Annotated in this window: 21 protein-coding genes; 13 read left to right on the top strand and 8 right to left on the bottom strand. The window is 72.4% G+C overall.

All coding sequences use genetic code 11. The annotated features are described in order from the left end of the window. Position 1 precedes the first annotated feature (1 nt). The 10 genes from sdhA to fxsT all read left to right on the top strand — a co-directional run bounded on the left by sdhA (position 2) and on the right by fxsT (position 13,565). Positions 2-1,756: a succinate dehydrogenase flavoprotein subunit gene (sdhA, locus tag ACIGAN_RS33460; RefSeq protein WP_365087392.1), complete on the top strand. Its 1,755-nt coding sequence runs from the start codon at positions 2-4 to the stop codon at positions 1,754-1,756. Continuing rightward, entirely contained in the window at positions 1,756-2,535 is a 780-nt protein-coding gene (locus tag ACIGAN_RS33465; RefSeq protein ID WP_365087394.1) for a succinate dehydrogenase iron-sulfur subunit, read from the top strand. The genes sdhA and ACIGAN_RS33465 overlap by 1 nt, the downstream gene beginning before the upstream one ends. Before the next feature lie 153 nt (positions 2,536-2,688). Further along, positions 2,689-3,309: a Uma2 family endonuclease gene (locus tag ACIGAN_RS33470; RefSeq protein ID WP_399863151.1), complete on the top strand. Its 621-nt coding sequence runs from the start codon at positions 2,689-2,691 to the stop codon at positions 3,307-3,309. A gap of 88 nt (positions 3,310-3,397) precedes the next feature. Beyond that, the gene (locus tag ACIGAN_RS33475; protein ID WP_399863153.1) at positions 3,398-3,805 is read left to right on the top strand and encodes a hypothetical protein; all 408 of its coding nucleotides are present in this window, start codon (positions 3,398-3,400) and stop codon (positions 3,803-3,805) included. A gap of 13 nt (positions 3,806-3,818) precedes the next feature. Continuing rightward, positions 3,819-4,388, top strand: coding sequence for a thiol-disulfide oxidoreductase DCC family protein (locus tag ACIGAN_RS33480; protein WP_399863155.1), 570 nt, complete (start codon positions 3,819-3,821; stop codon positions 4,386-4,388). Between the two features lie 32 nt (positions 4,389-4,420). Then, the gene (locus ACIGAN_RS33485) at positions 4,421-5,161 is read left to right on the top strand and encodes a TetR/AcrR family transcriptional regulator (RefSeq protein ID WP_399863157.1); all 741 of its coding nucleotides are present in this window, start codon (positions 4,421-4,423) and stop codon (positions 5,159-5,161) included. A gap of 166 nt (positions 5,162-5,327) precedes the next feature. Next, positions 5,328-6,398, top strand: coding sequence for an effector-associated domain 2-containing protein (locus tag ACIGAN_RS33490; protein ID WP_399863205.1), 1,071 nt, complete (start codon positions 5,328-5,330; stop codon positions 6,396-6,398). Then, positions 6,391-7,902, top strand: coding sequence for a VMAP-C domain-containing protein (locus tag ACIGAN_RS33495; protein WP_399863159.1), 1,512 nt, complete (start codon positions 6,391-6,393; stop codon positions 7,900-7,902). The genes ACIGAN_RS33490 and ACIGAN_RS33495 overlap by 8 nt, the downstream gene beginning before the upstream one ends. 123 nt (positions 7,903-8,025) lie before the next feature. Then, positions 8,026-9,183 (top strand): AAA family ATPase, encoded by a 1,158-nt coding sequence (locus ACIGAN_RS33500; RefSeq protein WP_399863161.1) that lies wholly within the window; start codon positions 8,026-8,028, stop codon positions 9,181-9,183. After that, complete coding sequence (gene fxsT, locus ACIGAN_RS33505; protein ID WP_399863163.1) at positions 9,180-13,565, top strand: FxSxx-COOH system tetratricopeptide repeat protein; 4,386 nt, start codon at positions 9,180-9,182, stop codon at positions 13,563-13,565. The genes ACIGAN_RS33500 and fxsT overlap by 4 nt, the downstream gene beginning before the upstream one ends. A 28-nt stretch (positions 13,566-13,593) precedes the next feature. On the opposite strand, the gene ACIGAN_RS33510 is transcribed toward fxsT, so the two are convergent. Next, complete coding sequence (locus ACIGAN_RS33510) at positions 13,594-15,495, bottom strand: aKG-HExxH-type peptide beta-hydroxylase (protein ID WP_399863166.1); 1,902 nt, start codon at positions 15,493-15,495, stop codon at positions 13,594-13,596. Continuing rightward, positions 15,489-15,770 (bottom strand): hypothetical protein, encoded by a 282-nt coding sequence (locus ACIGAN_RS33515; protein WP_399863168.1) that lies wholly within the window; start codon positions 15,768-15,770, stop codon positions 15,489-15,491. Before ACIGAN_RS33515 ends, ACIGAN_RS33510 begins: the two co-directional genes overlap by 7 nt. A gap of 217 nt (positions 15,771-15,987) precedes the next feature. Between ACIGAN_RS33515 and ACIGAN_RS33520 the strand changes: the two genes are divergently transcribed. Then, positions 15,988-16,362, top strand: a complete 375-nt coding sequence (locus ACIGAN_RS33520; RefSeq protein ID WP_365087416.1) for a CU044_2847 family protein — start codon at positions 15,988-15,990, stop codon at positions 16,360-16,362. A 52-nt stretch (positions 16,363-16,414) separates the two neighbouring features. Here the strand turns inward: ACIGAN_RS33520 and ACIGAN_RS33525 are convergent, their stop codons facing one another. Next, the gene (locus tag ACIGAN_RS33525) at positions 16,415-17,752 is read right to left on the bottom strand and encodes a metallophosphoesterase (protein ID WP_399863171.1); all 1,338 of its coding nucleotides are present in this window, start codon (positions 17,750-17,752) and stop codon (positions 16,415-16,417) included. Between the two features lie 23 nt (positions 17,753-17,775). Then, positions 17,776-18,015 (bottom strand): SCO4848 family membrane protein, encoded by a 240-nt coding sequence (locus ACIGAN_RS33530; protein WP_365087420.1) that lies wholly within the window; start codon positions 18,013-18,015, stop codon positions 17,776-17,778. A 91-nt stretch (positions 18,016-18,106) separates the two neighbouring features. Between ACIGAN_RS33530 and ACIGAN_RS33535 the strand changes: the two genes are divergently transcribed. After that, entirely contained in the window at positions 18,107-19,414 is a 1,308-nt protein-coding gene (locus ACIGAN_RS33535; RefSeq protein WP_399863174.1) for a D-alanyl-D-alanine carboxypeptidase family protein, read from the top strand. On the opposite strand, the gene ACIGAN_RS33540 is transcribed toward ACIGAN_RS33535, so the two are convergent. The 4 genes from ACIGAN_RS33540 to ACIGAN_RS33555 are packed head-to-tail and all read right to left on the bottom strand — an operon-like array spanning position 19,362 to position 22,177. After that, positions 19,362-20,279 (bottom strand): YihY/virulence factor BrkB family protein, encoded by a 918-nt coding sequence (locus ACIGAN_RS33540; protein WP_399863176.1) that lies wholly within the window; start codon positions 20,277-20,279, stop codon positions 19,362-19,364. The genes ACIGAN_RS33535 and ACIGAN_RS33540 overlap by 53 nt on opposite strands. Beyond that, positions 20,267-20,722 (bottom strand): GtrA family protein, encoded by a 456-nt coding sequence (locus tag ACIGAN_RS33545; RefSeq protein WP_365087426.1) that lies wholly within the window; start codon positions 20,720-20,722, stop codon positions 20,267-20,269. The genes ACIGAN_RS33540 and ACIGAN_RS33545 overlap by 13 nt, the downstream gene beginning before the upstream one ends. Continuing rightward, entirely contained in the window at positions 20,719-21,663 is a 945-nt protein-coding gene (locus ACIGAN_RS33550; protein WP_399863178.1) for a decaprenyl-phosphate phosphoribosyltransferase, read from the bottom strand. The genes ACIGAN_RS33545 and ACIGAN_RS33550 overlap by 4 nt, the downstream gene beginning before the upstream one ends. After that, positions 21,656-22,177, bottom strand: coding sequence for a phosphatase PAP2 family protein (locus ACIGAN_RS33555; RefSeq protein ID WP_365087430.1), 522 nt, complete (start codon positions 22,175-22,177; stop codon positions 21,656-21,658). The genes ACIGAN_RS33550 and ACIGAN_RS33555 overlap by 8 nt, the downstream gene beginning before the upstream one ends. A gap of 133 nt (positions 22,178-22,310) precedes the next feature. On the opposite strand from ACIGAN_RS33555, the gene ACIGAN_RS33560 reads away from it, so the two are divergent. Continuing rightward, positions 22,311-23,705, top strand: a complete 1,395-nt coding sequence (locus ACIGAN_RS33560) for an FAD-dependent oxidoreductase (protein WP_365735486.1) — start codon at positions 22,311-22,313, stop codon at positions 23,703-23,705. Positions 23,706-23,712: the final 7 nt, after the last annotated feature.

The following is a 23,712-nucleotide window of genomic DNA, read 5'->3' on the forward strand; positions in this document are numbered from 1 at the left end:
CATGAAGATCCACAAGTACGACACCGTCATCGTCGGCGCCGGTGGCGCGGGCATGCGCGCGGCCATCGAGTCCACCAAGCGCAGCCGCACGGCCGTCCTGACGAAGCTCTACCCGACCCGCTCCCACACGGGCGCCGCGCAGGGCGGCATGGCCGCCGCGCTGGCCAACGTGGAGGAGGACAACTGGGAGTGGCACACCTTCGACACGGTCAAGGGCGGTGACTACCTGGTCGACCAGGACGCCGCCGAGATCCTGGCGAAGGAGGCCATCGACTCCGTCCTCGACCTGGAGAAGATGGGCCTGCCGTTCAACCGCACGCCGAACGGCACCATCGACCAGCGCCGCTTCGGCGGTCACAGCCGCAACCACGGCGAGGCCCCGGTCCGCCGTTCCTGCTACGCGGCCGACCGCACCGGCCACATGATCCTCCAGACGCTGTACCAGAACTGCGTCAAGGAGGGCGTGGAGTTCTACAACGAGTTCTACGTCCTGGACCAGCTGATCACCGAGGTCGACGGCGTCAAGAAGTCGGCCGGTGTGGTCGCGTACGAGCTGGCCACCGGCGAGATCCACGTCTTCCACGCCAAGTCCGTGATCTACGCCTCCGGCGGCTGCGGCAAGTTCTTCAAGGTGACGTCCAACGCGCACACGCTGACCGGTGACGGCCAGGCCGCGGTGTACCGGCGGGGCATCCCGCTGGAGGACATGGAGTTCTTCCAGTTCCACCCGACCGGCATCTGGCGCATGGGCATCCTGCTGACGGAGGGCGCCCGCGGCGAGGGCGGCATCCTGCGCAACAAGGACGGCGAGCGCTTCATGGAGAAGTACGCGCCGGTCATGAAGGACCTCGCGTCCCGTGACGTCGTCTCCCGCTCCATCTACACGGAGATCCGTGAGGGCCGCGGCTGCGGTCCCGAGGGCGACCACGTCTACCTCGACCTCACGCACCTGCCGCCGGAGCAGCTGGACGCCAAGCTCCCGGACATCACCGAGTTCGCCCGCACCTACCTCGGCATCGAGCCCTACACGGACCCGATCCCGATCCAGCCCACCGCGCACTACGCGATGGGCGGCATCCCGACCAACGTCGAGGGCGAGGTCCTGGCGGACAACACCACGGTCGTCCCGGGCCTGTACGCGGCCGGCGAGGTCGCCTGCGTGTCCGTGCACGGCGCCAACCGCCTGGGCACCAACTCGCTGCTGGACATCAACGTGTTCGGCAAGCGCGCGGGCATCGCCGCCGCCGAGTACTCCCAGAAGGCGGACTTCGTCGAGCTGCCCGAGAACCCGGCGGACTTCGTGGTCGGGCAGGTGGAGCGGCTGCGCAACTCCACCGGCGCCGAGCGCGTGGCGGAGCTGCGGCGCGAGCTGCAGGAGACCATGGACGCCAACGTCATGGTGTTCCGCACCGAGCAGACCATCAAGACGGCGGTCGAGAAGATCGCGGAGCTGCGCGAGCGCTACAAGAACGTCTCGATCCAGGACAAGGGCAAGCGGTTCAACACGGACCTGCTGGAGGCCATCGAGCTGGGCAACCTGCTCGACCTCGCCGAGGTCATGGCCGTCTCCGCGCTGGCCCGCAAGGAGTCCCGCGGCGGTCACTACCGCGAGGACTACCCGAACCGCGACGACGTCAACTTCATGCGGCACACCATGGCGTACCGCGAGGTCGGCGCCGACGGCACCGAAACCGTCCGTCTCGACTACAAGCCGGTCGTCCAGACCCGCTACCAGCCGATGGAGCGTAAGTACTGATGGCTACCCCTGTTCTGGACAAGGAAGACGCGGCCGGCAAGCCCGAGCCCGGTTTCGCCGACTCCCCCTACATCACGGTCACCTTCCGGGTCCGCCGCTTCAACCCGGAGGTCGCGGCGGAGGCCACCTGGGAGGACTTCCAGGTCGAGATCGACCCGAAGGAGCGTGTCCTCGACGCCCTCCACAAGATCAAGTGGGACCTGGACGGCTCGCTGACGTTCCGCCGCTCCTGCGCCCACGGCATCTGCGGCTCGGACGCCATGCGGATCAACGGCAAGAACCGTCTGGCCTGCAAGACGCTGATCAAGGACATCAACCCCGAGAAGCCGATCACGGTCGAGCCCATCAAGGGCCTCACGGTCCTGAAGGACCTCGTGGTCGACATGGAGCCGTTCTTCCAGGCGTACCGGGACGTCATGCCCTTCCTCATCACGAAGGACACGAACGAGCCCACGCGCGAGCGGCTGCAGTCCGCCGAGGACCGCGAGCGCTTCGACGACACCACGAAGTGCATCCTGTGCGCGGCCTGCACCACGTCGTGCCCGGTCTTCTGGAACGACGGCCAGTACTTCGGCCCGGCCGCCATCGTCAACGCGCACCGCTTCATCTTCGACTCGCGCGACGAGGCCGGTGAGCAGCGCCTGGAGATCCTGAACGACCGCGACGGCGTGTGGCGATGCCGCACGACCTTCAACTGCACGGACGCCTGCCCGCGCGGCATCGAGGTCACGAAGGCGATCGCCGAGGTGAAGCGGGCGCTGATCACGCGCCGCTACTGAGCCCCGCAGGTTGCTGATGAGGGCCCCGTTTCCGCTGGAAACGGGGCCCTCTGGCATATGCCACACCATCGGGTGAACGAGTCCGGGACCGGCCGTGCGGGCGGCGTCCGGCCTACGATGATGCTCTCGACACCAGCCCCCAGGAGGCACCTGATGTCCGCAGCTTCCGTCGAGCAGCCCTTCCACGACGAAGAGCCGGTCACCCTGACGACCATCGCCGACGAGATCATGGAGCGCCATCCGGGCTACCGCGTCGAGATCATCGGAGGCCATCTCCTCGTGACCCCGTCCCCGGATGCACCTCATGCCCGTGCCCTCACCGGCATCATGATCCCGTTCATTGCCGCAGGCCTGCACGGCGGAGAGACCGAGATCTTGCAGAACGTCGGGCTGTGGCTCCCCACCGGCGCCGAGGACTACACCATCCCTGACCTCGCGGTGGTGGACGCAGACATCGACGACCACCTCGTCGAGAACAACGCGTACGACCCCGCCTGCTTCCGTCTCGTCCTCGAGGTCACCTCCGGCAACTGGAAGGACGACCTCAGGACGAAGGCCGCCGCCTACGCCGAGGCGAAGGTGCCCGTCTACGTGGTGGTCGACCGCAAGCACCAGCGCCTCCACGTCCTGACCGACCCGGTGGGAAGCGGCTACGAGAACCACCGCCCGCACGCCCCCGGCGAGCTCGTCACCCTCCCCGACTCCATCGGCGCGAAGGTGACCCTCGACGTGACCGAGATCCTCAAGGCCGGTCAGGCGAGGACGAGCGACTGAGGCTCACACCGCCTGTTGAACACGTTCAAAAAGAGGTCTACAGTCACCCCTGACAGCGTTTTGAACGTGTTCAAGAAGGGTGGGGGCAATGGACCGCACGGTCGTCGCCTACGTCATCTACCTGCTGGTCAGCATCGGTCTGACCATCTGGGTGGCCCGCACGCTCAGCCGGAACGGCAGGATCTTCCTCGCCGACGTGCTGCACGGCAACGAAAAACTCGCCGAGGCCGTCAACCACCTGCTGGTGGTGGGCTTCTACCTCGTCAACCTCGGGTTCGTCGCGCTGTACCTGAGCGACGACGAGACCATCACCGACACGCGCGGGATCTTCGAGGCCCTGTCGGCCAAGCTCGGTGTGGTGCTGCTGGTGCTCGGCGTGATGCACCTGGCCAACGTCTACGTGCTCAACCGGATCCGGCGCCGGGGCGCCATGGAGCGGGAGCAGGTGCCGCCGGTGCCGCCGCAGGGCTGGGTCGCCCCGCAGGCCCGGGCCTGAACGGAGACGGCACATGAACGCCACCGCACCGGACCCGCGGCCGGGCGCCGCACCGGATCCACGGCCCGGCGCCACCCCGGGCCGTCCCGGGCCGGGCGCCGTCCCGGTCCGTCGGCTCACCGTCCTCTACGACGCCGAGTGCTCCCTGTGCGCGTTCCTGCGCGACTGGCTCCTGCGGCAGCCCCGTCTGGTGCCGCTGGAGGCGGTCCCGGCCGGTTCCGCCGAGGCCCGGCGGCGCTTCCCCGGGCTCGATCACGGCGCCACGCTCGACGAGATCACCGTCGTCGGGGACGCCGGGCAGGTCTACCGGGGCCCGGCCGCCTGGGTCGTCACCCTGTGGGCGCTGCGCGAGCACCGGCCGCTCGCCCACCGGCTGAGCACCCCCGCCGGCGCCCGGCTCGCCAGGGGCGCCGTGCTCGCCGCCGCCAAGTGGCGCGGAGCGCAGTGGCACGGGGGCCGGCCCGGCCCGGGCCAGTGGGGCGGCCGGGTGTACCGGCGGGCCGACGGGTGGGCGTACGACCCCGGCGCCGGCTGGACCCACACCGCTCCGGGCTGCGCCGACGGCACCTGCGCCCCCCGGTAGCGGCACCGGTCCTGGCATTAGGCTCTCTTCCCGTGCCCGAGAAGAACGACGGCCCCGACGACGGCGCCACCCCGAGCAAGTCCGAGCAGACCCGCGCCCTGATCCTGGAGACGGCCATGCGGCTGTTCCAGGAACGCGGCTACGACAAGACGACGATGCGGGCCATCGCCCAGGAGGCCGGGGTCTCGGTCGGGAACGCCTACTACTACTTCGAGGGCAAGGAACACCTGATCCAGGGCTTCTACGACCGGATCGCCGCCGAGCACCGGGTGGCCGTCCGGGAGATCCTGCGGCAGGAGACCGACCTGGAGGCCCGGCTGGCGGGCGTGCTGCGGGCCTGGCTGGACATCGCCACGCCGTACCACGAGTTCGCGGTGCAGTTCTTCAAGAACGCCGCCGACCCGGACAGCCCGCTCAGTCCCTTCTCGCCCGAGTCGGAGCACGCGCGCGTGGAGGCCATCAGCGTCCACCGTCAGGTGCTGGCCGGGACGAAGACGAAGGTGCCCGAGGAACTGCGGGACATCCTGCCCGAGTTGATGTGGCTGTCCCAGATGGGCCTGTGCCTGTACTGGATCTTCGACCGGACCGAGGGCCGCGAGCGCAGCTACCGGCTCGCCGAGCGCGGCGCCCGGCTCACCGCGCGCGGGGTCGCCCTGGCCCGCTTCCGGGTACTGCGCCCGCTGGTGCGGGAGGTGCACGAACTGTTCACGGACTTCCTGCCGGGCATGACCCGCGCGTTCCCGGACCCGGCACGGCGCGCCGCGGAGTCCTGAGGAGCAGCCCCGGGGCCGCCCCTGGTCGGGGCGGCCGTGATTCCCGTGGGGCCCGGTGCCGTGCGCGGACCGTACCCTCGCCCGTCTCTTCGGCTTAACCTGGCAGGCCGAGGCAGCAAGCGCGGCACGCTGCCCGAACCACGCGTGAGGGGGACACAGAAACGTGGTGCGAACGGGGTCGGGCGGAACGAGGCAGGATTCCCGGGCGGCGACGGAGGCTCCGTGGCGATTACGGGTTCTCGTCCGCACGGACGAGGCAGGCACGGCGGACGACGTCACCGGCCGGCCGGAGGCGGGGCGCAGACGCACGCGGGTCGCCGGGGCGGCCGTCCTGCTGTCCGGTGGACTGGCCGTGACGTGCGCGCACGTCGTGGAGGCGGCGCTGCGCCGCCCCCGGCTGGAGGAGGCTCCCGAGGACACCGTCCAGGTCGACTTCCCCGCCGTCCCGGGCGCCGGGCCGGTGGCGGCGCGTGTCGCCGGGGAGGGCTGGTTCCGCCGGGCTCCCGCGAGTGACCTCGCCGTGCTGCGGCTCACCGGTCCTCCGCCGCCCGGCACGGCGGCCGCCCCGGTGGACGCGACCGCCCCGGGAGCCGACGTACCGGTCCTGGTCTTCGGTCATCCGCCCGACGCGCCGGACGGGGTGTGGGCGCGCGCCCGGACGGTGGCCGCGGGCGGGCCGCAGGCCCGATGGCTGCAGCTGGACAGCGACGACGGTCTGGGAGCACGGATCGAACAGGGCTTCAGCGGGGCCGGGGTCTGGGACCGGCGCAGCCACACGGTGACCGGTGTCGTCTCGTCCGTGCTGAACCGTGCCGCCCCGATCCCTACGCGCGTCGCATGGATGATCCCGTTCGCCCTGCTGTCCGCGTCCCGGTTCGCACCGGACCTCGGGGGCAGCGGCGAACCGCTCGGCGCCGCCGGGCCGGCCGACCCCTGGGACGTGGTCGACGCGCTGCTGGCCACGGGTGCCGTCACCCCCGACGGCGGCAGCGGCCTGCTGTCCCTGCTGCCCGGCCACATAGCGGGCGGCGTGCCCCGGGCGGACCGGCCCCGGCTGCAGGTGTTCCATCTGGTGCGCAGGTGCGGCGACTTCGGCGACGGACCCGGAGAGCTGGTGCGAGCGGTGCGCGAGCTGGAGGGGGACAGCATCTCCGTACGGCACTTCGTCGACGCGGCGAAGCGCCTGTGGCCGGACCGGCTGGGCGGGATCGACGGAGGCCCGGGTCACCATGGCTGAGTACCCGACCTACGCTCCGCGGCCCGCCGAGGTCGTCGATCCGCTGGGTGCGGAACGGGCGGCGCATCTGGTGGACGCCCTCATGAAGGTGCCCGTGCTGGACGACCTCCGGTCCCGCAGGCTGTGCGTGGACATCGCGCTCGACCGGCTGCGGCAGCGCCTTTCCGTGGCCGAGTTCGAGGACAAGAAGCTCCACCTGGCCGAGATCGTCCGGATGTTCGGGACAGCGCCCCGGGGCTGGGAACGGCTCGCCGACACCGTGCGCTTCCTCGCCGACTACGACCTGCCGTCGGAGCAGGCGGCCGCCCTGGTGCACGGCCCGGCGCACCCCATGGGCGATCCGGCACAGCGGAGCGAACTCGCCGCGCTGCTCGGCGGTCTCGACCGCCGTACCGTCCCGGACCTGGCGACGATCTTCTCCTTCGCGGCCGGGGACGGCTTCGACCCGCTGCCCGAGGGCGTGCGCACGGCCTGGGAGGCCTACGAGCTGCTGGAGCAGTGCAACGTACCGACGGACGGCGTACCCCGGACCGTGCGCTTCGTCCAGGAGGTGGCCTACGCCGTCGGTCCGGGCCTCGGGGATCCGCTGCGCCGCTGGCTCAGCCGCCACGTCCGCATGATGACGGACCAGGGTGTCGACGCCATGCGCGTGCTGGGCAACACCCGCCGCACCACCGGAGCGTGGCGCCGGAAGGCGCAGGGCTGCGCCTATGTGGTCATCCGGCTCCAGCCCTGTTCGGACGCGCGCGACGACGTCTGGCTCACCTGCTGGACGAGCACCGGCGACACCTGGGAGCCACGACAGCGGGACGACCGGCGGCTGCCGTTCGCCAACGCGCCGGCGCACGTCGCCGAGCTGCTCGACAGGGAGGAGGCACGGCTGCGCAACCACCACGGGGGCATCGTCGTCGAGTTCGTCCTGCCGGTGGGCATGGTCGACGAGCCGGTCGAGGACTGGCCCCGGACCAGCCCTTTCCGCGAGGTGCCCGGAGGAGCGTCCTTCACGCCCTCGCTGGGGGCGGACTACAAGGTGGTCATCCGCAGTCTCGAGCGCATGGAGGCACTGCAGCTGCACCGGGTGTGGAACGAGCGCTGGCAGGTACTCACGAGCGGCACGCAGGGGCGCGTACACCGGTGCAAAACCGGCGATGGCGCCCAACAAGGTTTGCTATACGCCAAGTTGAAGCAAGACCCGGCCATAGTTCTGATGACTCTGGGCTCCTCGCCCCAGGAGCCCGAGGGGCGCAATGAGCTGCTGCTGGGTCTGCAGGCAGGTCTGCCCGTGCTGCTCTGGGCACATCAGGGGCACCTCGACGCACGAGAGCACGCAACCGCCGACCATGTCGCCGAGACGGGCGCCTGGGACGCCCTTCTCGACCACGTCACGCGCTTGCGCTTGGCTCCCGATCCACGGGACGATGGGCAGGGCTGCATCCGGTCTCGCGTCGCTGTGCTGTGGGACGATCCGAACCGCCTTCCCGAGGCCCCGGAGTCGGTGATTTGAGCTCCCGGCGGATACCCGACAAGCTACGTCGGGCCTGGGGCACCGCGGGTTCGCCGGGACCACGGCTGGAGAGGTACGAGCGTGCACTGATCGCGCAGGACTCAGGGTGAGGGGGAGGCGCTGATGGCCGAACGGGGTCTGCACGATCCGACGGCGGCCGACGGCACAACCGTCGATCCGGGGGCGTGGCACATCTATCGCGGGACGGGCCGGCCCCGTGCCGACGCACCGCTGTCCGAGCTGCTGCCCCCGGCCCCGCCGTGGCGCAGGTTCCCCGGCGGACCGTTGATCACGACCGAGGCGCCCCCGGACGAGGCGGAGTTCACCCGGCGCCTGGGACCGCCCGACGCGCCGGTGGCCCGCCGGGCCTCTCCGCAGGAGCGGGACCTCGTCAACGCCGCGCTCTTCCTGCGCCGCCCCCTGATCGTGGCCGGCCCGCCCGGGATCGGGAAGTCGAGCCTCGCCCACTGCATCAGCCGTGAGCTCGGGTTAGGCCGGGTGCTGCGCTGGTCGATCACCAGCCGCAGCACCCTCAAGGAGGGCCTGTACGCCTACGACGCCATCGGCAGGGTCCAGGAGGCCGCGGCCCGCGGCGCACTGCGCGGCACCACGCCGGGCGCCGGATCGCTCCCCGACTCCGCGGACCCGGACCCGGAAGAAGCGAAGACGCCGCCGCCCGAGCCGGACGGTCTGCACAACCTCGGTGACTACATCCAACTCGGCCCGCTCGGCACGGCTCTGCTTCCTCGTGCCGTCCCTCGCACGCTGCTCATCGACGAGATCGACAAGGCGGACATGGACTTCGTCGGCGATCTGCTCAGCGTCTTCGAGGACGGCGAGTACCGCATCCCCGAACTGGCGCGCGTACGCTCCCGGTTGCCCGACGTCGAGGTGCACACCGACGACCCGGACGGCACGGCCGTGATCCACCATGGCTGGGTACGCTGTGCCGCCTTCCCCGTCGTCGTGATCACCAGCAACGGCGAGCGCTCCCTGTCCCCGGCCTTCCTGCGCCGCTGCCTGTATCTGGACCTGCCCGCGCCGGACGCCGACCAGCTGGCGGCGATGCTCGCCGCGCAGTTGTCCCACGGTGACGACGAGGGCCGGACGACCATGATCCGGGACTTCCTGGCCCGGTCCCGGGCAGGGGGGACCCTGGCCGCGGACCAGTTGCTCAACTCCGAGTATCTGCGCACGGCACCGGCGGGTCCCGGCGAGCATTCCTGGAACGAGCTGCTGCACGCGCTGTGGCGCCGACTCGACGAGGGCGAAACTGGATGACCCGGTTGCCCTTCCGAGGCGGCGGGGGGCACGACGGTGACGGGCCGGGTGCCGCCTCACGGGCTGCGCTGCACGGACCGCCGTCCGGTGCCGCACCCCTGTGGTTCGAGGTCGGCGAGGCCCTGTGGCTCGCGGCACAGCGGTACCGGCTGCTGGGTGAGGCGGCCGCGGCCGGCCGCGAGAACGGCGCGGCCCGCCCGGACCAGCCGCCCGGCCCCGACGAGCGTGTCGTACCGCCCGGGCGGTACGGCACCGATCCCGCCCCCACGCCGGCCGAACCCGACGCGACGCCGGCACCGCCTCCCGAGCAGCGGCCCCCTCATACCGGCCCCAGCCCCCTCCCCCGGCCCGACGACACCCCGGGCCCCCAGCCCTTCGAGACCGCCGACCGGTCGCGGGCGGACCGCATGGAGTCCGTCCTCATGGAGCTCGGCCGGCAGCTGGCGCTGGACCGCGCGCGCTCCGTCGAGAAGTCGATGCTGCCGCTGAAACGGCGGATCGACTCACGGCACCGGTTCCTCCTGGACGAGGAGGCCACCGCCGAGACCGCGGCGGAACAAGGGGTGTGGCTTCCCCGGGAACGGGCGGCCCAGGAACGCTGGCTGACGCTGACCCTCCTGGTGGACACCGGCGACTCGATGCGGCTGTGGGCCCCCACCGCCCAGCGGCTGCGGGACACCCTGCACGGCTCCGGGGCGTTCCGTGACGTGCGCCTGGTGCACTGGTCCCGAACCCGCGGCTCCGGCCGGCCCCCGGTGCCCGGCAGCGACGGGCGCCACGTCCTGCTGGTGCTCACGGATCTGCACGCCGCGCACTGGGCCGACGGCAGCGCACCCCACCGGCTGGCGCTCTGGGCCCGGGACCTGCCCGTGGCGCTCGTGCACACCCTGCCGGAGCACATCTGGGCCCGGACGGGCACCTACGCCCACCGGGTCGAGCTGACCAGCCCGTACCCCGCCGCCGCGAACGGCACATGGGCCGTCACGCACGACGAGTTGCTCCTGGCCGCCGAGGAACCGTGGCAGCAGCGGGCCGCCGGCGGCATCGCCCTGCCGGTGCTCACGCTGTCGCCGGAAGGGCTGGGCCGATGGGCCCGCTTCACGGCGGGCGAACTCTCCGGCGCGTACGCCGTAAGGGCGTTGCTCGCGTCCACCGCCGCCCCGGCCGCCCTCCCCGCCCCCCTGCCGGAACCGCACCCGGACGTCCAGCCCCGGACGTTGCGCGCCAGGCTGTCGCCGACCGCCTACCGCCTCGCCCGGCTGTGCGCCGCCCTGCCCCTGCTGAACCTGTCGCTGCTGCGGCTCGTGCAGGCCCGGCTGCTGCCCGAGGCCCGCACCTGGCACGTGGCCGAGCTCCTGCTCAGCGGCATGCTGCGGCACGTCCCCGCCGACCCGGAGGTGCCCGCCCAGGCCCGGGCCGAGCTCGAGATCGGGGAGGGTGTGCGGCGCGAGCTGCTCTCGGAGGGCACCCGCCGCGAGACCGCCCTGACCATCATGCTGGCCGCGGACCACATCGCCGCGACCGCACAAGGGCCAGTCGGGTACAGCTTTTCCCAACTCGGACGAGTGGTCCGCGATCCCGCGCGCGCCGCTCGACTGCCCGTGGAAGTCTTGAAACCGTGGTTTTCCTCGGTTTTGCCCGCTTTTGTGGCCATGGGAGCCCCGTACGCGACAGCCGTGGCCCAACTCAGTGAACGACTGTCGGCGGCGTCGGCCGTCGAGCGGCCTCCTCCGGCTGCCCAGGAGGCCGAAACCTCGGATGAGGCGACCCCGTTAGGCGTGGGGATCGAGGACTCCGGGTTCGACGAAGAAGAGTCCGGGTTCGACGAAGAAGGGAACATGACAGTGAGCGGCTTGCAGTCCGCACAAGCCGGATCGAGGAGTGACGGGCTGCAGAAACCGCCACCCGTCTGGGGAAATGTGCCTCCGCGCAATCGTACGTTCACCGGTCGGGTCCAGCTCCTGGAGGACCTGCACCGCAGACTGCAGGAAGGCACCACGGCCGTGCTGCCCGAGGCGCTCCAGGGCATGGGCGGCGTGGGCAAATCCCAACTCGCCGTGGAATACGTGTACCGCCATATGCACGAGTACCAGGTCATCTGGTGGATCCCCTCCGAGCAGCCCCAGCAGATCCGCCAGTTCCTCGTGATGCTGGCGGGGCGGCTTGGGCTGAATGTGGGAAGCGGCGAGGCCAACACGGCAGTCCCCGCGGTGATAGAAGCGTTGCGTATCGGCGAACCGTACAAGAATTGGCTGCTGGTATTCGACAACGCAGAAAACCCCGAGGCCGTGCGCGATTTCTTCCCCACCAATGGACCGGGCCGGATTCTCGTCACCTCGCGCAACGCCCAATGGGCAGCATCGGCACGTCCGCTGGAGGTCGATGTGTTCACCCGGGACGAGAGCCGGTCGCTGCTGCAGCTGCGAGCGCCGATGCTGGACGACGAAACGGCCGACCGGCTCGCGGAGACCCTGGGGGACCTGCCCCTGGGGATCGAACAGGCAGCCGTGTGGCTCGCCGAGACCGGCATGCCCGCCGAGGAGTATCTCCGCCTGTTCGAGCAGCAGGCCAACGAGCTGATGCTCAGCGACCCGCCGCCGGACTACCCCCTGTCCGTGGCGGCCGCCTGGAACGTCTCCCTGGAGCGGCTGCGCAAGAACCACCCGGCCGCGCTCCAGCTGCTGCAGGTCTGTGCCTTCTTCGCCCCCGAGCCGATCTCGCGCCGCCTGTTCACGGGCGTCCGCGACGCCCCGGTGCCACCGGAGCTCGGCGCGGCGCTGAGCGACCCCATCCGGCTCAGCCGGGCCATCCGTGAGATCAACCGCTACGCACTGGCGCGCATCAACCACAACACCAACACCATCCAGCTGCACCGTCTGGTCCAGCGGGTGCTGATCAACCAGATGCCGGACCAGCTCAAGAGCCAGATGCGGGCCGGCGCCCACTGGCTGCTGGCCCAGGGCGACCCCGGCGAGCCGACGGCGTCCCACCAGTGGCAGCAGTACGGGGAGCTGCTGCCGCACGTCCTGCACAGCAGGGCCCTGGAGTCGACCGACCCGTGGGTGCGTCAACTCGTGCTGAACGAGATCCAGTACATGTTCTCCTGGGGCGACCACGAGGGGTCGCTCGACCTGGCCGAGCAGACGTACCACACGTGGCAGAGCGAGCCGGGCGGAAGCCCGGAGCAGACCCTGGCCGCCGCCAAGCTCTTCACCGACGCGCTGCGCATCCTGGGCCGCTACTCGGAGGCCTTCGAGCTGGACCAGCGGACCCTGGCGGAGATGACCGAGGTGCTGGGCCCGGAGCACGAGTCCACGCTGGAGATCACCAGCATGCTCGCCTGGGACCACCGGTTGCGCGGCGAGTTCCAGCGCGCCCTGGAACTCGACAAGCACGCCTACGAGACCTGCGAGCGGCTCTTCGGGCCCAACGACCTGTCCACGCTGCTGTCCGCCCACCGCCACGCGCTCAACCTGCGGTTCATCGGGGAGTTCCGGCAGGCGCTGGAGATCGACCAGGTCACGCACCGGCGGAAGGTCGAGGAACTGGGCGAGAACGCCCTGTCCACGCTGAACACCATGGCCGCCGTGACGCTCGACCTCCAGGAGGCCGGCGAGTACGTCCGCGCCCGCGACGTGGCCGAGGACGTGGCGGACCGCTCCGTGTACAACTTCGGCGAGAACCACCCGCACTCGATCGCGGTCACCAAGATCCTCTCCGTGGCGGAGCGGCGGGCGGGGCACCACCAGGAGGCGCTGGAGCTCTCCGGCAGGGCGCTGGCCCTGTTCCGGACCCGGTACGGCGACAAGTACCCGGCGACGGTCAACGCGCTCCTGGCGCACGCCGTCGACGTCCGTCACTCGGGCGACCTGGAGCGCGCCCTGGAGCTGGGCCAGCAGGGGTACGAGGGATACGAGGCCCTGCTGGGCGGGGACCATCCGCACACGATCGCGGCACGGGTCAACCACGCGGTCTGCCTGCGCCTGGTGGGCCGGGTCGAGGAGGCCCGGGCCGTGGACGAGACGGCCTACCGGCAGCTGGCCGAACTGCTGGGCGAGGACCACCCCAACACCCTGTCCTGCGTGGTCAATCTCGTCGCCGACCTGTATGAACTCGGCGAGGTCCAGGCCTCGGTGGATCTCGCGGCCCGCGGGCTGGAGCACAGCCGCCGCCGCATCGGGGAGAACCACCCGGTCAGCCTGGCCATGGCACTCAACCTCTCGATGGGCCTGCGGCTGCTGGGGCGCGACGACGAGGGGGAGGCACTGTACGCCGAGACGCTGGCCCGCTACCGGCAGACGCTGGGCGAGGAGCACCCGGCCTGCCACGCCGCGGCGGAGGGGAAACCGGCCAACTGCGACGTCGACCCGCTCCCGGCGTGACCCGGCTGCCGTGTCCGGGGGCCGTGGCTCAGCCGTGGTCACCGGACGCGCACAGGCCGGGCACGCGCCCGAGCCACCGGGACAGTCCTTCGGGGTCGGGGGTGCTCCCGGTACGGGCACGGACCGCCAGGGCCACCGCGCGCACCACCTCCGGGCGGCGCAGCAGCGCGCGGGAGGCCGGGCCCTGCCCGGCGGCCTCCAGCGCGAGGCCCAGGCCGACCCAGGCGGCGGGGCGGTCGGGATCCTCGGCGAGCAGCGTGCCGTACGCGTGCCGCGCGTCGGCCGCCTCTCCGCTCACCAGCAGCCGGTCGACGGCGAGCAGGGCGGGATCGCGGTCGTAGGAGAGCGGGCGGGCGGCGGGCGGCGGTGCCGCTCGCAGGGCGGACGGCCCTTCGGCGAGCCGGACGCGGCGTAACTCCCCGCGCGGCTCGGGCCAGTGGAACAGCGGGGTGTCGCGCATGACCGACCGGGGGGCGGCCGCCTCCTCGGCGGCCGCCCCGTCCAGCCACCGTTCGGCCAGCCGGGCGCAGGCGGGCGGACGGGCCGTGAGGTGGCGCATGCGCCAGGTGGCTCTGAGGTCCGCCAGTTCGGTCCGGGCGAGGGAGCTCGGCTCGTCCGGCACCACGTCGTGCCGCCAGGGCGCGGTCTGCTCCACCAGGTGCCGTACGAAGCGCCGCCCCCACTCGGTGATGCCGTGCCGGGTGGGCAGTGCGGTGAGCACCTCGGTCAGCGCGTCCCGCAGCACCGCGTACTCGAAGTGGGCGAGGCCGGCCGCGGGGCCGCGCAGCGCCGCCCGTTCGGTGCGCCAGAACTCCGCGACACCGGTGAAGGCGTACGCGCCGTGCAGGATGCCCCACAGCGGCCGGGCGTCCATGCGCCACGGGGCGTAGATGAGGGCCTCCCGCTGTCCCGGTTCCGGCGGCTCGACGAGCCGGACCTGGTGGTCGAGCCCATTGAGGGCGGAGTGCCGCGCCTCGTGGACCAGGGTCACGGCGAGGTCGACGCCGTCGTGCGGGAGGCTGATCAGGGCGCTGCCCACGGCTTCGGAGTAGGAGGCGCTCGCGGTCCGGAAGCGGGGCATGGCGGGCAGGGGCACCACGGTCCGCAGCATGAGGGACACCATGCGCGCCGCGTGCGGGTGCCTGCGGAGCAGGACGTCCGCCGCGTCGCGGAAGAGGTCGCGCCACCGGTCCGCCTCGTCGTCGGGCAGCGGTGCGCGCGCCGCGTGCGGGGAGCGGAAGTCCCGGTACGGGTCGGTGTCCTCCAGGAGCAGGTCGGGCGCGGGTGCGGTGCCGGGGCCGGTGCTCCAGGCCAGTCGCCGGGGCGGCAGCCACACCGCGCGCGACGTGCGGGCCCGTGGCCGCTCGTCACCGGGCCGTATGAGCAGGCGCTGGTCTCCCAGGGAGAGGGTGGCCGTCCCGCGCCCGGTGACGTGGAGCAGGGCGACGTCGCAGCCTGCCGGCCCGTCCGGGAACACGGCGTGTCCGACGGTCGGCAGCGTGACCGTGCCGGCCGTCGCGGGGACACGCAGCACGCCGGGCAGGCCACTGCGCAGCGCTGCCGCACCCGCCAGGGCGTGGGCGTAGCCGAGCAGGTGCCACGAAGGCGGCTGGTGGCCCGCCGTCCCGCCGTCCTGCAGGTGCCGCAGGGCGCTGACCGTCCACACGCCGACCGGGGGGTGGGACAGGACCGCGAGGACGGCCTCCGGGCAGAATCGTTCCGCCTGAGCGAGGACGTCGAAGGCCTCGGCCACCGGAGGCAGGGGGCTGTCGTCCACGGCGGCCTCGGGCTCGGCGGCGGCGATGGCGCGGAACATCAGCAGACGCCGGCTGCGTTCCGCCGAGGCGATGCGTGCCACCGACGCGGCCGTGAGCCGGCCGGTCGCCACCGCGTCCAGATCGCCGACCGGGGTCCGGTGGCTGCTCAGCACGGGGCTTCGGGGGCCAACGGCGGCTCGGACACCGGCGTGCGCGCCGGGTGCTCCTGTGCGGCGGCAAGCTCCTGCCGGTCCTGCTGCTGGGCGGCGAAGTAGGGACTTCCCGAACCGTCGCCGCCCCTCAGCCCGACCGCGTGGTCCACGAGGTGCCGGAGCAGCGTGTTCTGCGCCTGAACGAGCTGGGGGTCCCTGAGTGCCATGACCTCCCGAAGACTCCAACCGCTGAGATCGACGAGGTCGGTCTCGATGTCGGTCGCAGACAACCTCACGTCAGACTTCCCCCTGTCGGCTCCGGCCCGCGGCCCGGCCAAGCGCAGGCGCTCTTTCCATAGTGGCCCGCGACGGCGCATGTCGAAAGGGCCCTCGGCGGCCACGGCGGCCGGAATCTTTCCAACCGCCGCGCTGTGCTCGGCACTTGCGCTGCCGCCGGGGCTCCGGGTCGCTACCGTTGGCGTACCTTTCGGACCGGCTGCCTCAGGGGGATGCGTGGGAACTCTGGTGCGTTTCGACCTGGGCGACGGGGACTCGGTCGTCGCCGAACTGGAGCGCGTCGACGGCGGGGTGGTGGACGCGGCCACACCGTCCGACCTGGTGGCCCGGGCCACCGGTTCCTTCGCGGCGGCGCTGGAGCAGGTGCGCTCGGTCGCCGCGCTCACCATCCGGCGCATGCGCGACCTGCCCCAACGCCCCGACGAGGTCACCGTCGACTTCGGCATCCAGCTCGACGCCGAAGTGGGCGCGGTCCTGGCCCGGACCGGTGCCCAGGGCCACCTCCAGGTCCAGCTCACGTGGCGACGCGACGAACAGCCGCCTGCCGCGCCCCCGGCCCCGGAACCGGAGGGCCAGGCGCCGCCGGCCTAGACCGGTACGGCACGCGGTGCCGTCGGGTTCGCCACCGGGCGGCACGCCCGGGTCACGCCTGCTTCGACGCCAGTTCGATCAGGGTGATGTCCGAGGGTGCGCCCACGCGCGTGGGCGGGCCCCAGGCTCCGGCGCCGCGGGAGACGTAGAGCTGGGTGTCGCCGTAGCGCTCCAGGCCCGCGAGGGTGGGGTTGGCGCCGGAGGCGATGAGGTTGCCGGGCCAGAGCTGGCCGCCGTGGGTGTGGCCGGAGAGCTGGAGGTCGACGCCGTGCTCGACGGCGTCGTGGATCTGCACGGGCTGGTGCGCGAGGAGCACGCACGCGCGGGCCCGGTCCCGGTCGCCGAGGGCCCGCGCGAAGTCGGGGCCCTGGCCCTCGTCCTCGCCGGCGATGTCGTTGACCCCGGCCAGGTCGAAGAACGGCAGCTCGCGGCGGGCGTTCTCCAGGGGCGTCAGGCCGAGCCGCCGGACCTCCTCGACCCACTGCCCGGCGCCGGAGAAGTACTCGTGGTTGCCGGTGACGAAGTAGGAGCCGTGACGCGCTCTCAGCTGGGCCAGCGGGGCGGCGGCGGGGCCCAGGTCGTGCACGCTGCCGTCGACCAGGTCGCCGACGACCGCGATCAGGTCGGGCTGGGTGGCGTTGATGGTGTCGACGACCTTCTGCGCGAAGCCGCGGCCCAGGACCGGGCCGAGGTGCACGTCGCTGACCACGGCGATCCGGTACCCGTGCGCGCCGCGCGGCAGCTTGGCCAGCGGCACGGTGACCCGCTTGACCTTCGGGCCGCGCAGCACGCCGTACGTCCCGTACCCGACGGTGCCGACGGCGGCGGCGGCCGCCGCCCCGCCGACGACCCGGGAGACGAAGAGGCGGCGGGAGGGGCCGGTGGGCGCGGGGGTGCCCGCCGGGTCCGTGGGGGTGGGCGGCTGGGCGGGTTCCCCGGCCGGGCCGGGCGCGGGCCGCGGGCCGGGCGCCACGGGTTCGGCCGCCCCGCCGGGCACGGTGAGCTTCCCGGTCGGCACCGCGGCCGCCGGCACCGGGCCGGGCTGCGCGCCCCGCTCCTTGGCTGCGTCCCGCCGCTCCAGGAAGCTCCGCAGCAGCGGCCGGACGATCTCGCCGGCGAGGACCGCGAGCAGCAGGTACATCGACAGCGCCAGCCACAGGAAACCCGGCCAGGCGAGGACCTGCTGGAGCCAGAAGGGCGCGCCGGTGCGTTCCGCGACCAGGGCCGTGATCGCGAGGACCCAGCCACCGGCGATCAGGACCGCGCCCGCGCGGCGGGGGAGGCCGGGACCGCGGGTCGTGTCGCGGAACAGGCGGCGCCACACGTACCAGTTGGCCGTCACGATGACGGCCAGGACCAGCAGGGCGACGAGTACGAAGACGATGGCCACGGTGTCGTGTCTCCCGATTGCCGTTATGACGTCCGGCGCAGTGCGCGCAGACCACGCAACCCGATGGCCCCGACGACCGTCCCCAATACGAAGGAGACGACGGCGAGCACCAGGTGCACCCAGAAGTACGCCGTGGGACGACCGTCGTCGAACGCGAGTCCGCTGCCGTCCTTGACAAGGTTCTTGACGAAAGTGATCCAGATGACCCAGCTCCACACCCCGAAGGCGAGCAGGAACCAGGACACGGGGCGGCTGAGCTTCATGCACCCAGTATCGCCAGGGGCTGTCCGGTTCCTTGCCCGGGGTGGGGACGGAAGCGGGACTTCCCTTCGCACGGCATGTACGTTTCCGACCGTGCCCGCACCGAAGAAGACCGCCCAGCGATCCCTGCTGGTCGCCTCCGCCGTCCTGTCGTCCCTCGCCCTGGCCGCGCCCGCCGCCGTCGCGGCCCCCAATCCCTCGGGCAGCCCGTCGGCGAGCCCGTCGGCCACTCCCCCGGCGTCGATGTCGACCGTCGGCGGCGCCCGGCTCGGCCGGCCGGGCACGCAGGTGAACCTGGCGAGCGGCGTGCCGGTGCTGCCGAAGGACCTGAGCGCCCGCTCCTGGATCGTCGCCGACGCCGAGACCGGTGACGTGCTGGCCGCGCACAACGCGCACTGGCGCCTCGCCCCGGCGAGCACGCTGAAGATGCTGTTCGCTGACACGCTGCTGCCGAAGTTCCCGCGCACCACCCGGCACAAGGTGGTGCCCTCCGACCTGGCCGGCATCGGTCCGGGCTCCAGCATGGTCGGCATAAAGGAGAACGAGACCTACACCGTCCACGACCTGTGGCTCGGCGTCTTCCTGCGCTCCGGCAACGACGCGGTGCACGTGCTGTCCGCGATGAACGAGGGCGTCGAGAACACCGTCCGGGAGATGAACGAGCACGCCGAGGAGCTGCAGGCCCTCGACACGCACGTGGTCAGCCCGGACGGCTACGACGCGGAGGGGCAGGTCTCGTCGGCCTACGACCTGACGCTGATCGCCCGCTCCGGGATGCAGAAGCCGGACTTCCGCGAGTACGCCTCGACGGTCACCGCCAAGTTCCCCGGCGAGACGAAGAAGAACAAGAAGGGCAAGAAGGTCCGCAAGCCCTTCGAGATCCAGAACACCAACCGGCTGCTGTCCGGTGACGCGGACCTGCCCGTCTACCAGGGCATCGCCGGCGTCAAGAACGGCAACACCACCAACGCCGGCGCCACCTTCACCGGGGTCGCCGAGCGGGGCGGCAAGGTGCTGCTGGTGACGGTGATGAATCCGGAGAAGGACGAGCACAACGAGGTCTACAAGGAGACCGCCCGGCTGTTCGACTGGGGCTTCAAGGCCGCCGGGAAGGTGCAGCCGGTCGGCGAGCTGGTGCCGCCCAAGAGCGCCGCGCAGGCCGGTGCCCGGCCCGACGCGAACCCCTCCGGCGAGGCCGGCGGCTCCGGGGACGGCGGGAAGGGCACGGCCGGGACGGGCGCCAAGCCGGTGGCCAGCGCCCCGGCCGCGGACGGTTCCAGCGGCATCGGTGTCGCGCTCGGCGTCACCGGGGGTGCGCTGGTGCTGCTCGCGGGCGGCGCGTTCCTGGTCAACCGCCGGTGGCCGCTGCCGGATCTGGTGCGCCGCCGGACCCGCCCGTGAACTCCGGGACCTCGTCCTGCTTGCTCCGTGTCGCCGTCCAGGAGGCGCAGAACAGCACCAGCTTCGAGGTGAAGTTGATCCACAGCAGCAGCGCGACGGGCACACCGAACGCGCCGTACATGCTCTTCGCGGCCACGCCCTGGAGGTAGCCGCTGAGCAGCAGCTTCAGCAGTTCGAAGCCGACCGCGCCGGTCAGGGCCGCCACGAGCAGGCGGTGGCGCGTCGGCTCGACGCCGGGCAGCAGCGTCAGGACGTAGAGCAGCAGCAGGAAGTTGGCGAGGACGGCGAGCAGGAACGCGACGGCGTGCAGCAGCACCCCGCCCCAGCCGCCCTCGTCGACGCCGAGTTCCCGGGTGACCCAGCCGATCATCGCGGAGGCGACGGCGGAGGCGGCGATGGTGACCAGGAGCGCGCCGCCCAGACCGATCAGGACGCCCGCGTCCTTGCCGTAGCGCACGACCGGGTTCTCCTCGTCGTCGGACAGCTCCCACACCGCCCGCAGGCACTCGCGCATCAATCCGGCCCAGCTGACGCCGGTGAAGAACAGCAGCGCGCCGGCGATGAGCCCGATGGTGCCGGCGTTCTCCACGAGTCCCGCGATGTCCAGCTGGTCGGAGATGCCGGGCACCTGCTCGGCGATCTTGTCCTGCAGCTTGGCCTGCTGCTCGGTGCTGAGGGTGGCGGCGGCGATGGTGGCCGACACCGTCAGCAGCGGGAACAGCGCGACGAAGCTCGTGAAGGTCATCGCGGCGGCCAGCCGCGTCCACTTCACGCGGTCCAGCCGCTCGTACGACCGCCAGGCGTGGGTGATCATCAGCCGTGCCGCCCACGGCCCCACCAACGGGAGCTTTTTCAGCCAGTCCATGATCCGACTCTGCCCTCCGCCGCCCGGAACACCCATGTACGGGTACCCCAGAACCGCAGGACCGTGGCCAGGGCCATGCCGACGATCGCGCCGGAGACGGTGTCGGCGCGCTGCGAGGTGAGTCCGAGGCCGTAGTGGCTGACGGCCAGGCAGAGCAGCTGGACGGCGGCCCCGGCGAGGTTCACGGCGAGGAACAGGGCGAGGGGGCGCAGGCCGCGGGGGCGCGCGGCCCGGTAGGGGCCGAGGGCGTTGCCCGCGTAGGCGACCGCGCAGGCGGCCAGGAAGGACAGGGACTTGGCGGTGAGCGGGCCGAGCCCGCCGGGGCCGCGCAGCCAGGTGAACAGGGCCAGGTCGACCGCGTAGGCGAGGAGGCCGGCGGCTGCGAAGCCCAGCAGTTCCCGGCGCAGCGCGGGCGCGGGGGCCGGCCACGCGCGCGTGGTCACCAATTGGCCACCGCCAGGCCGTACATCGCCACCCAGACCACACCGATGAGGGCGAGCGCCCGGTCGCGCAGGACGACGTCCTCGGGCTCGCCCGCGGTGCCGCGGTCGGCGAAGACGGCGTAGCGCAGGATCGCCAGGATGAAGGCGATCATGGACAACTGCCGCCAGGGCAGCACGCTGGTGTGCGGGACGCCGCCCTCCTCCATGGCCCACAGGCAGTAGCCGAGGACGGCGACCCCGGCCGCGAGCTGCCAGACGAAGCGGAGGTAGCCGGTGGTGTACTCGGTGAGCAACGCCCGTGTGGCGCCCGCCTTCCCGGCCATCTGCACGGCCTCCGAGTAGCGCTTGGCCGACACCATGAACAGCGCGCCGAACCCGGTCGTGATCAGGAACCAGCGCGAGAGCGGGATGCCGAGGGCGAGCCCGCCGACCATGGCCCGCATCAGGAACCCGGTGGTGACGACGGCGAGGTCGACGACCAGGACGTGCTTGAGGCTGATGCAGTAGGCCAGTTGCAGGGCGAGGTAGGCGGTGAGCAGGGCGGCGACGGCCGGGCCGCACAGCCGGGCCGCGGCGACGGGCGCGAGGACGCCGAGGAGGCCGCCGACGGCGTAGGCGACGGGCACCGGGACCTGTCCGGCGGCGACCGGGCGGTGCCGTTTGACGGGGTGGGCGCGGTCGGCGTCGGCGTCGCGGGCGTCGTTGACGAGGTAGACGGCGGCGGCGCAGGCCGTGAACAGGACGAAGACCAGCGCGAGTTGGATCAGGGCGTGCCGGGAGAACAGTTCCCCGGCGGCGGCCGGGGCGGCGACCACGAGGACGTTCTTGACCCACTGCCGGGGGCGTGCGGTTCTGAGCAGACCGGCCAGGAGACCGCCCCGGCGAGAGGGCGCGGGCGGCTGCTCGGGGGCGCGCTGGCGGAGGATGGCCGTCTCAGTCATGGTGGGCCCCTCCGCGCATCCAGCGGGCGCCGAGCCGGGCCGTGAGGGCGCCGAGGGCCGCGCCGGCGGCGACGTCCGAGGGGTAGTGGACACCGACGACCAGGCGGGAGACGCACACGGCGGCGGCGAGCGGCCCGGCCGCGGGGACGCCCAGGGCGCCGAAGGCGACGGCGGCGGCCGCGGACGAGGTGGCGTGCGAGCTGGGGAAGGAGTGCCGGCCGGCGGTGCGCACCAGGGGGTCGACGTGCGCGGGGCGCGGGCGGCGCACGATCCGTTTCACTCCCATGCTGACCAGGTGCGCCCCGGCGGTGAGGGCGGTGCCCCGCAGCCAGGCGCCGCGTCTGCGGGGGTCGACGGCGGCTCCGGCGAGCCCCGCCGCCAGCCACAGTGCCGCGTGCTCCCCCGCCCAGGACAGGGCGCGTGCGGCGCCGGCCACGCGCGGGTCGGTGCCGCACGCCCTGAGCGCCGAAACGATCCGGTGGTCCATGTCGTGCAGGTCGTCGAGGTCGTCCATGTGGACTCACTGTTCACGCCCGACTCGCCTGAACTCCGTCACTATTGAGCGACATCCCATTAATCACCCATTTCGGGGAGGGATGCCATGTTCCCGAACTCATCGCCCACACTAGGGCGATACGGTCACCGACATGTCTGCCGACACCGACTCCGTCCCCGATTCCGTCCCGGACGTCCCGGGTCTCGACCACACCACCGTCACCGGCTGGGGCCGCACCGCTCCCACCGCCGCCCGGCTGATCCGCCCGCGGACGTACGAGGAGGCGGCGGCGGCCGTCCGCGGCTGCGGGGAACGCGGCGGAATCCCCCGGGGCCTGGGCCGGGCGTACGGCGACGCCGCGCAGAACGCGGGCGGGGCCGTGCTCGACATGACGGGTCTGGACCGGGTGCACGCGATCGACGCCGACGGCGGCACCGTGCTGTGCGACGCGGGCGTGTCCCTGCACCGCCTGATGGAAGTGCTGCTGCCCCTCGGCTGGTTCGTGCCGGTCACGCCCGGAACCCGCTACGTCACCGTCGGCGGGGCGATCGGCGCCGACATCCACGGCAAGAACCACCACGTCTCGGGCTCCTTCGCACGGCACGTGCTCGCCCTCGAACTGCTCACCGCGGACGGCGAGATCCACACGGTGATCCCCGGCACGCCGCTGTTCGACGCGACCGCCGGCGGCATGGGCCTGACCGGGGTGATCCTCACCGCCACGATCCGGCTCCAGCCGGTCGAGACCTCGCTGATGTCGGTCGACACCGAACGCGCCACCGACCTCGACGACCTGATGGCCCGGCTGGCCGCCACCGACCACCGCTACCGCTACTCCGTCGCCTGGATCGACCTGCTGGCCCGCGGCGCCGCCACCGGCCGCGCGGTCCTCACCCGCGGCGACCACGCGCCCCTGGACGCGCTCCCCGCCCGCATGCGCCGCGACGCGCTCTCCTTCCGCACCTCGCGCCTGCCCTCCGCCCCCGCCGCCCTGCCCGAGGGCCTGCTCAGCCGGACCACCGTGGGCCTGTTCAACGAGCTCTGGTACCGCAAGGCCCCCCGGGCACGCAGGGGCCGGCTCCAGCGGATCTCCGCCTTCTTCCACCCCCTGGACGGCGTCCCCCACTGGAACCGCGTCTACGGCCGGGGCGGCTTCGTGCAGTACCAGTTCGTGGTCGGCTACGGCCAGGAGGACGCCCTGCGCCGCATCGTGCGCCGGATCTCCGAACGCCGCTGCCCGTCCTTCCTGGCCGTCCTCAAGCGCTTCGGCGAGTCCGACCCGGGCTGGCTGTCCTTCCCGGTGCCCGGCTGGACGCTGGCGCTGGACATCCCGGCGGGCCTGCCCGGCCTCGGCGCGTTCCTCGACGAGCTCGACGAGGAGGTCGCCGCCGCGGGCGGGCGCGTCTACCTCGCCAAGGACGCCCGGCTGCGCCCGGAGTTGCTCGCGGCGATGTACCCCCGCCTGGACGACTTCCGGGCCCTGCGCGCCGAGCTGGACCCGCACGGGGTGTTCGTCTCCGACCTGGCCCGCCGCCTCCACCTCTGAAGCGATC

It is taken from the genome of Streptomyces sp. NPDC085931, assembly GCF_044540565.1.
Classification (GTDB): Bacteria; Actinomycetota; Actinomycetes; order Streptomycetales; family Streptomycetaceae; genus Streptomyces.

Excerpts from the sequence above, each read along its gene's own strand:
- ACIGAN_RS33560 (WP_365735486.1), top strand. The coding sequence starts at position 22,311 with ATGTCTGCCGACACCGACTCCGTCCCCGATTCCGTCCCGGACGTCCCG.
- fxsT (WP_399863163.1), top strand. The coding sequence starts at position 9,180 with ATGACCCGGTTGCCCTTCCGAGGCGGCGGGGGGCACGACGGTGACGGG.
- ACIGAN_RS33480 (WP_399863155.1), top strand. The coding sequence starts at position 3,819 with ATGAACGCCACCGCACCGGACCCGCGGCCGGGCGCCGCACCGGATCCA.
- ACIGAN_RS33470 (WP_399863151.1), top strand. The coding sequence starts at position 2,689 with ATGTCCGCAGCTTCCGTCGAGCAGCCCTTCCACGACGAAGAGCCGGTC.
- ACIGAN_RS33500 (WP_399863161.1), top strand. The coding sequence starts at position 8,026 with ATGGCCGAACGGGGTCTGCACGATCCGACGGCGGCCGACGGCACAACC.
- ACIGAN_RS33540 (WP_399863176.1), bottom strand. The coding sequence starts at position 20,279 with ATGGACTGGCTGAAAAAGCTCCCGTTGGTGGGGCCGTGGGCGGCACGG.
- ACIGAN_RS33495 (WP_399863159.1), top strand. The coding sequence starts at position 6,391 with ATGGCTGAGTACCCGACCTACGCTCCGCGGCCCGCCGAGGTCGTCGAT.
- ACIGAN_RS33530 (WP_365087420.1), bottom strand. The coding sequence starts at position 18,015 with ATGAAGCTCAGCCGCCCCGTGTCCTGGTTCCTGCTCGCCTTCGGGGTG.
- ACIGAN_RS33550 (WP_399863178.1), bottom strand. The coding sequence starts at position 21,663 with ATGACTGAGACGGCCATCCTCCGCCAGCGCGCCCCCGAGCAGCCGCCC.
- ACIGAN_RS33475 (WP_399863153.1), top strand. The coding sequence starts at position 3,398 with ATGGACCGCACGGTCGTCGCCTACGTCATCTACCTGCTGGTCAGCATC.
- sdhA (WP_365087392.1), top strand. The coding sequence starts at position 2 with ATGAAGATCCACAAGTACGACACCGTCATCGTCGGCGCCGGTGGCGCG.
- ACIGAN_RS33555 (WP_365087430.1), bottom strand. The coding sequence starts at position 22,177 with ATGGACGACCTCGACGACCTGCACGACATGGACCACCGGATCGTTTCG.
- ACIGAN_RS33465 (WP_365087394.1), top strand. The coding sequence starts at position 1,756 with ATGGCTACCCCTGTTCTGGACAAGGAAGACGCGGCCGGCAAGCCCGAG.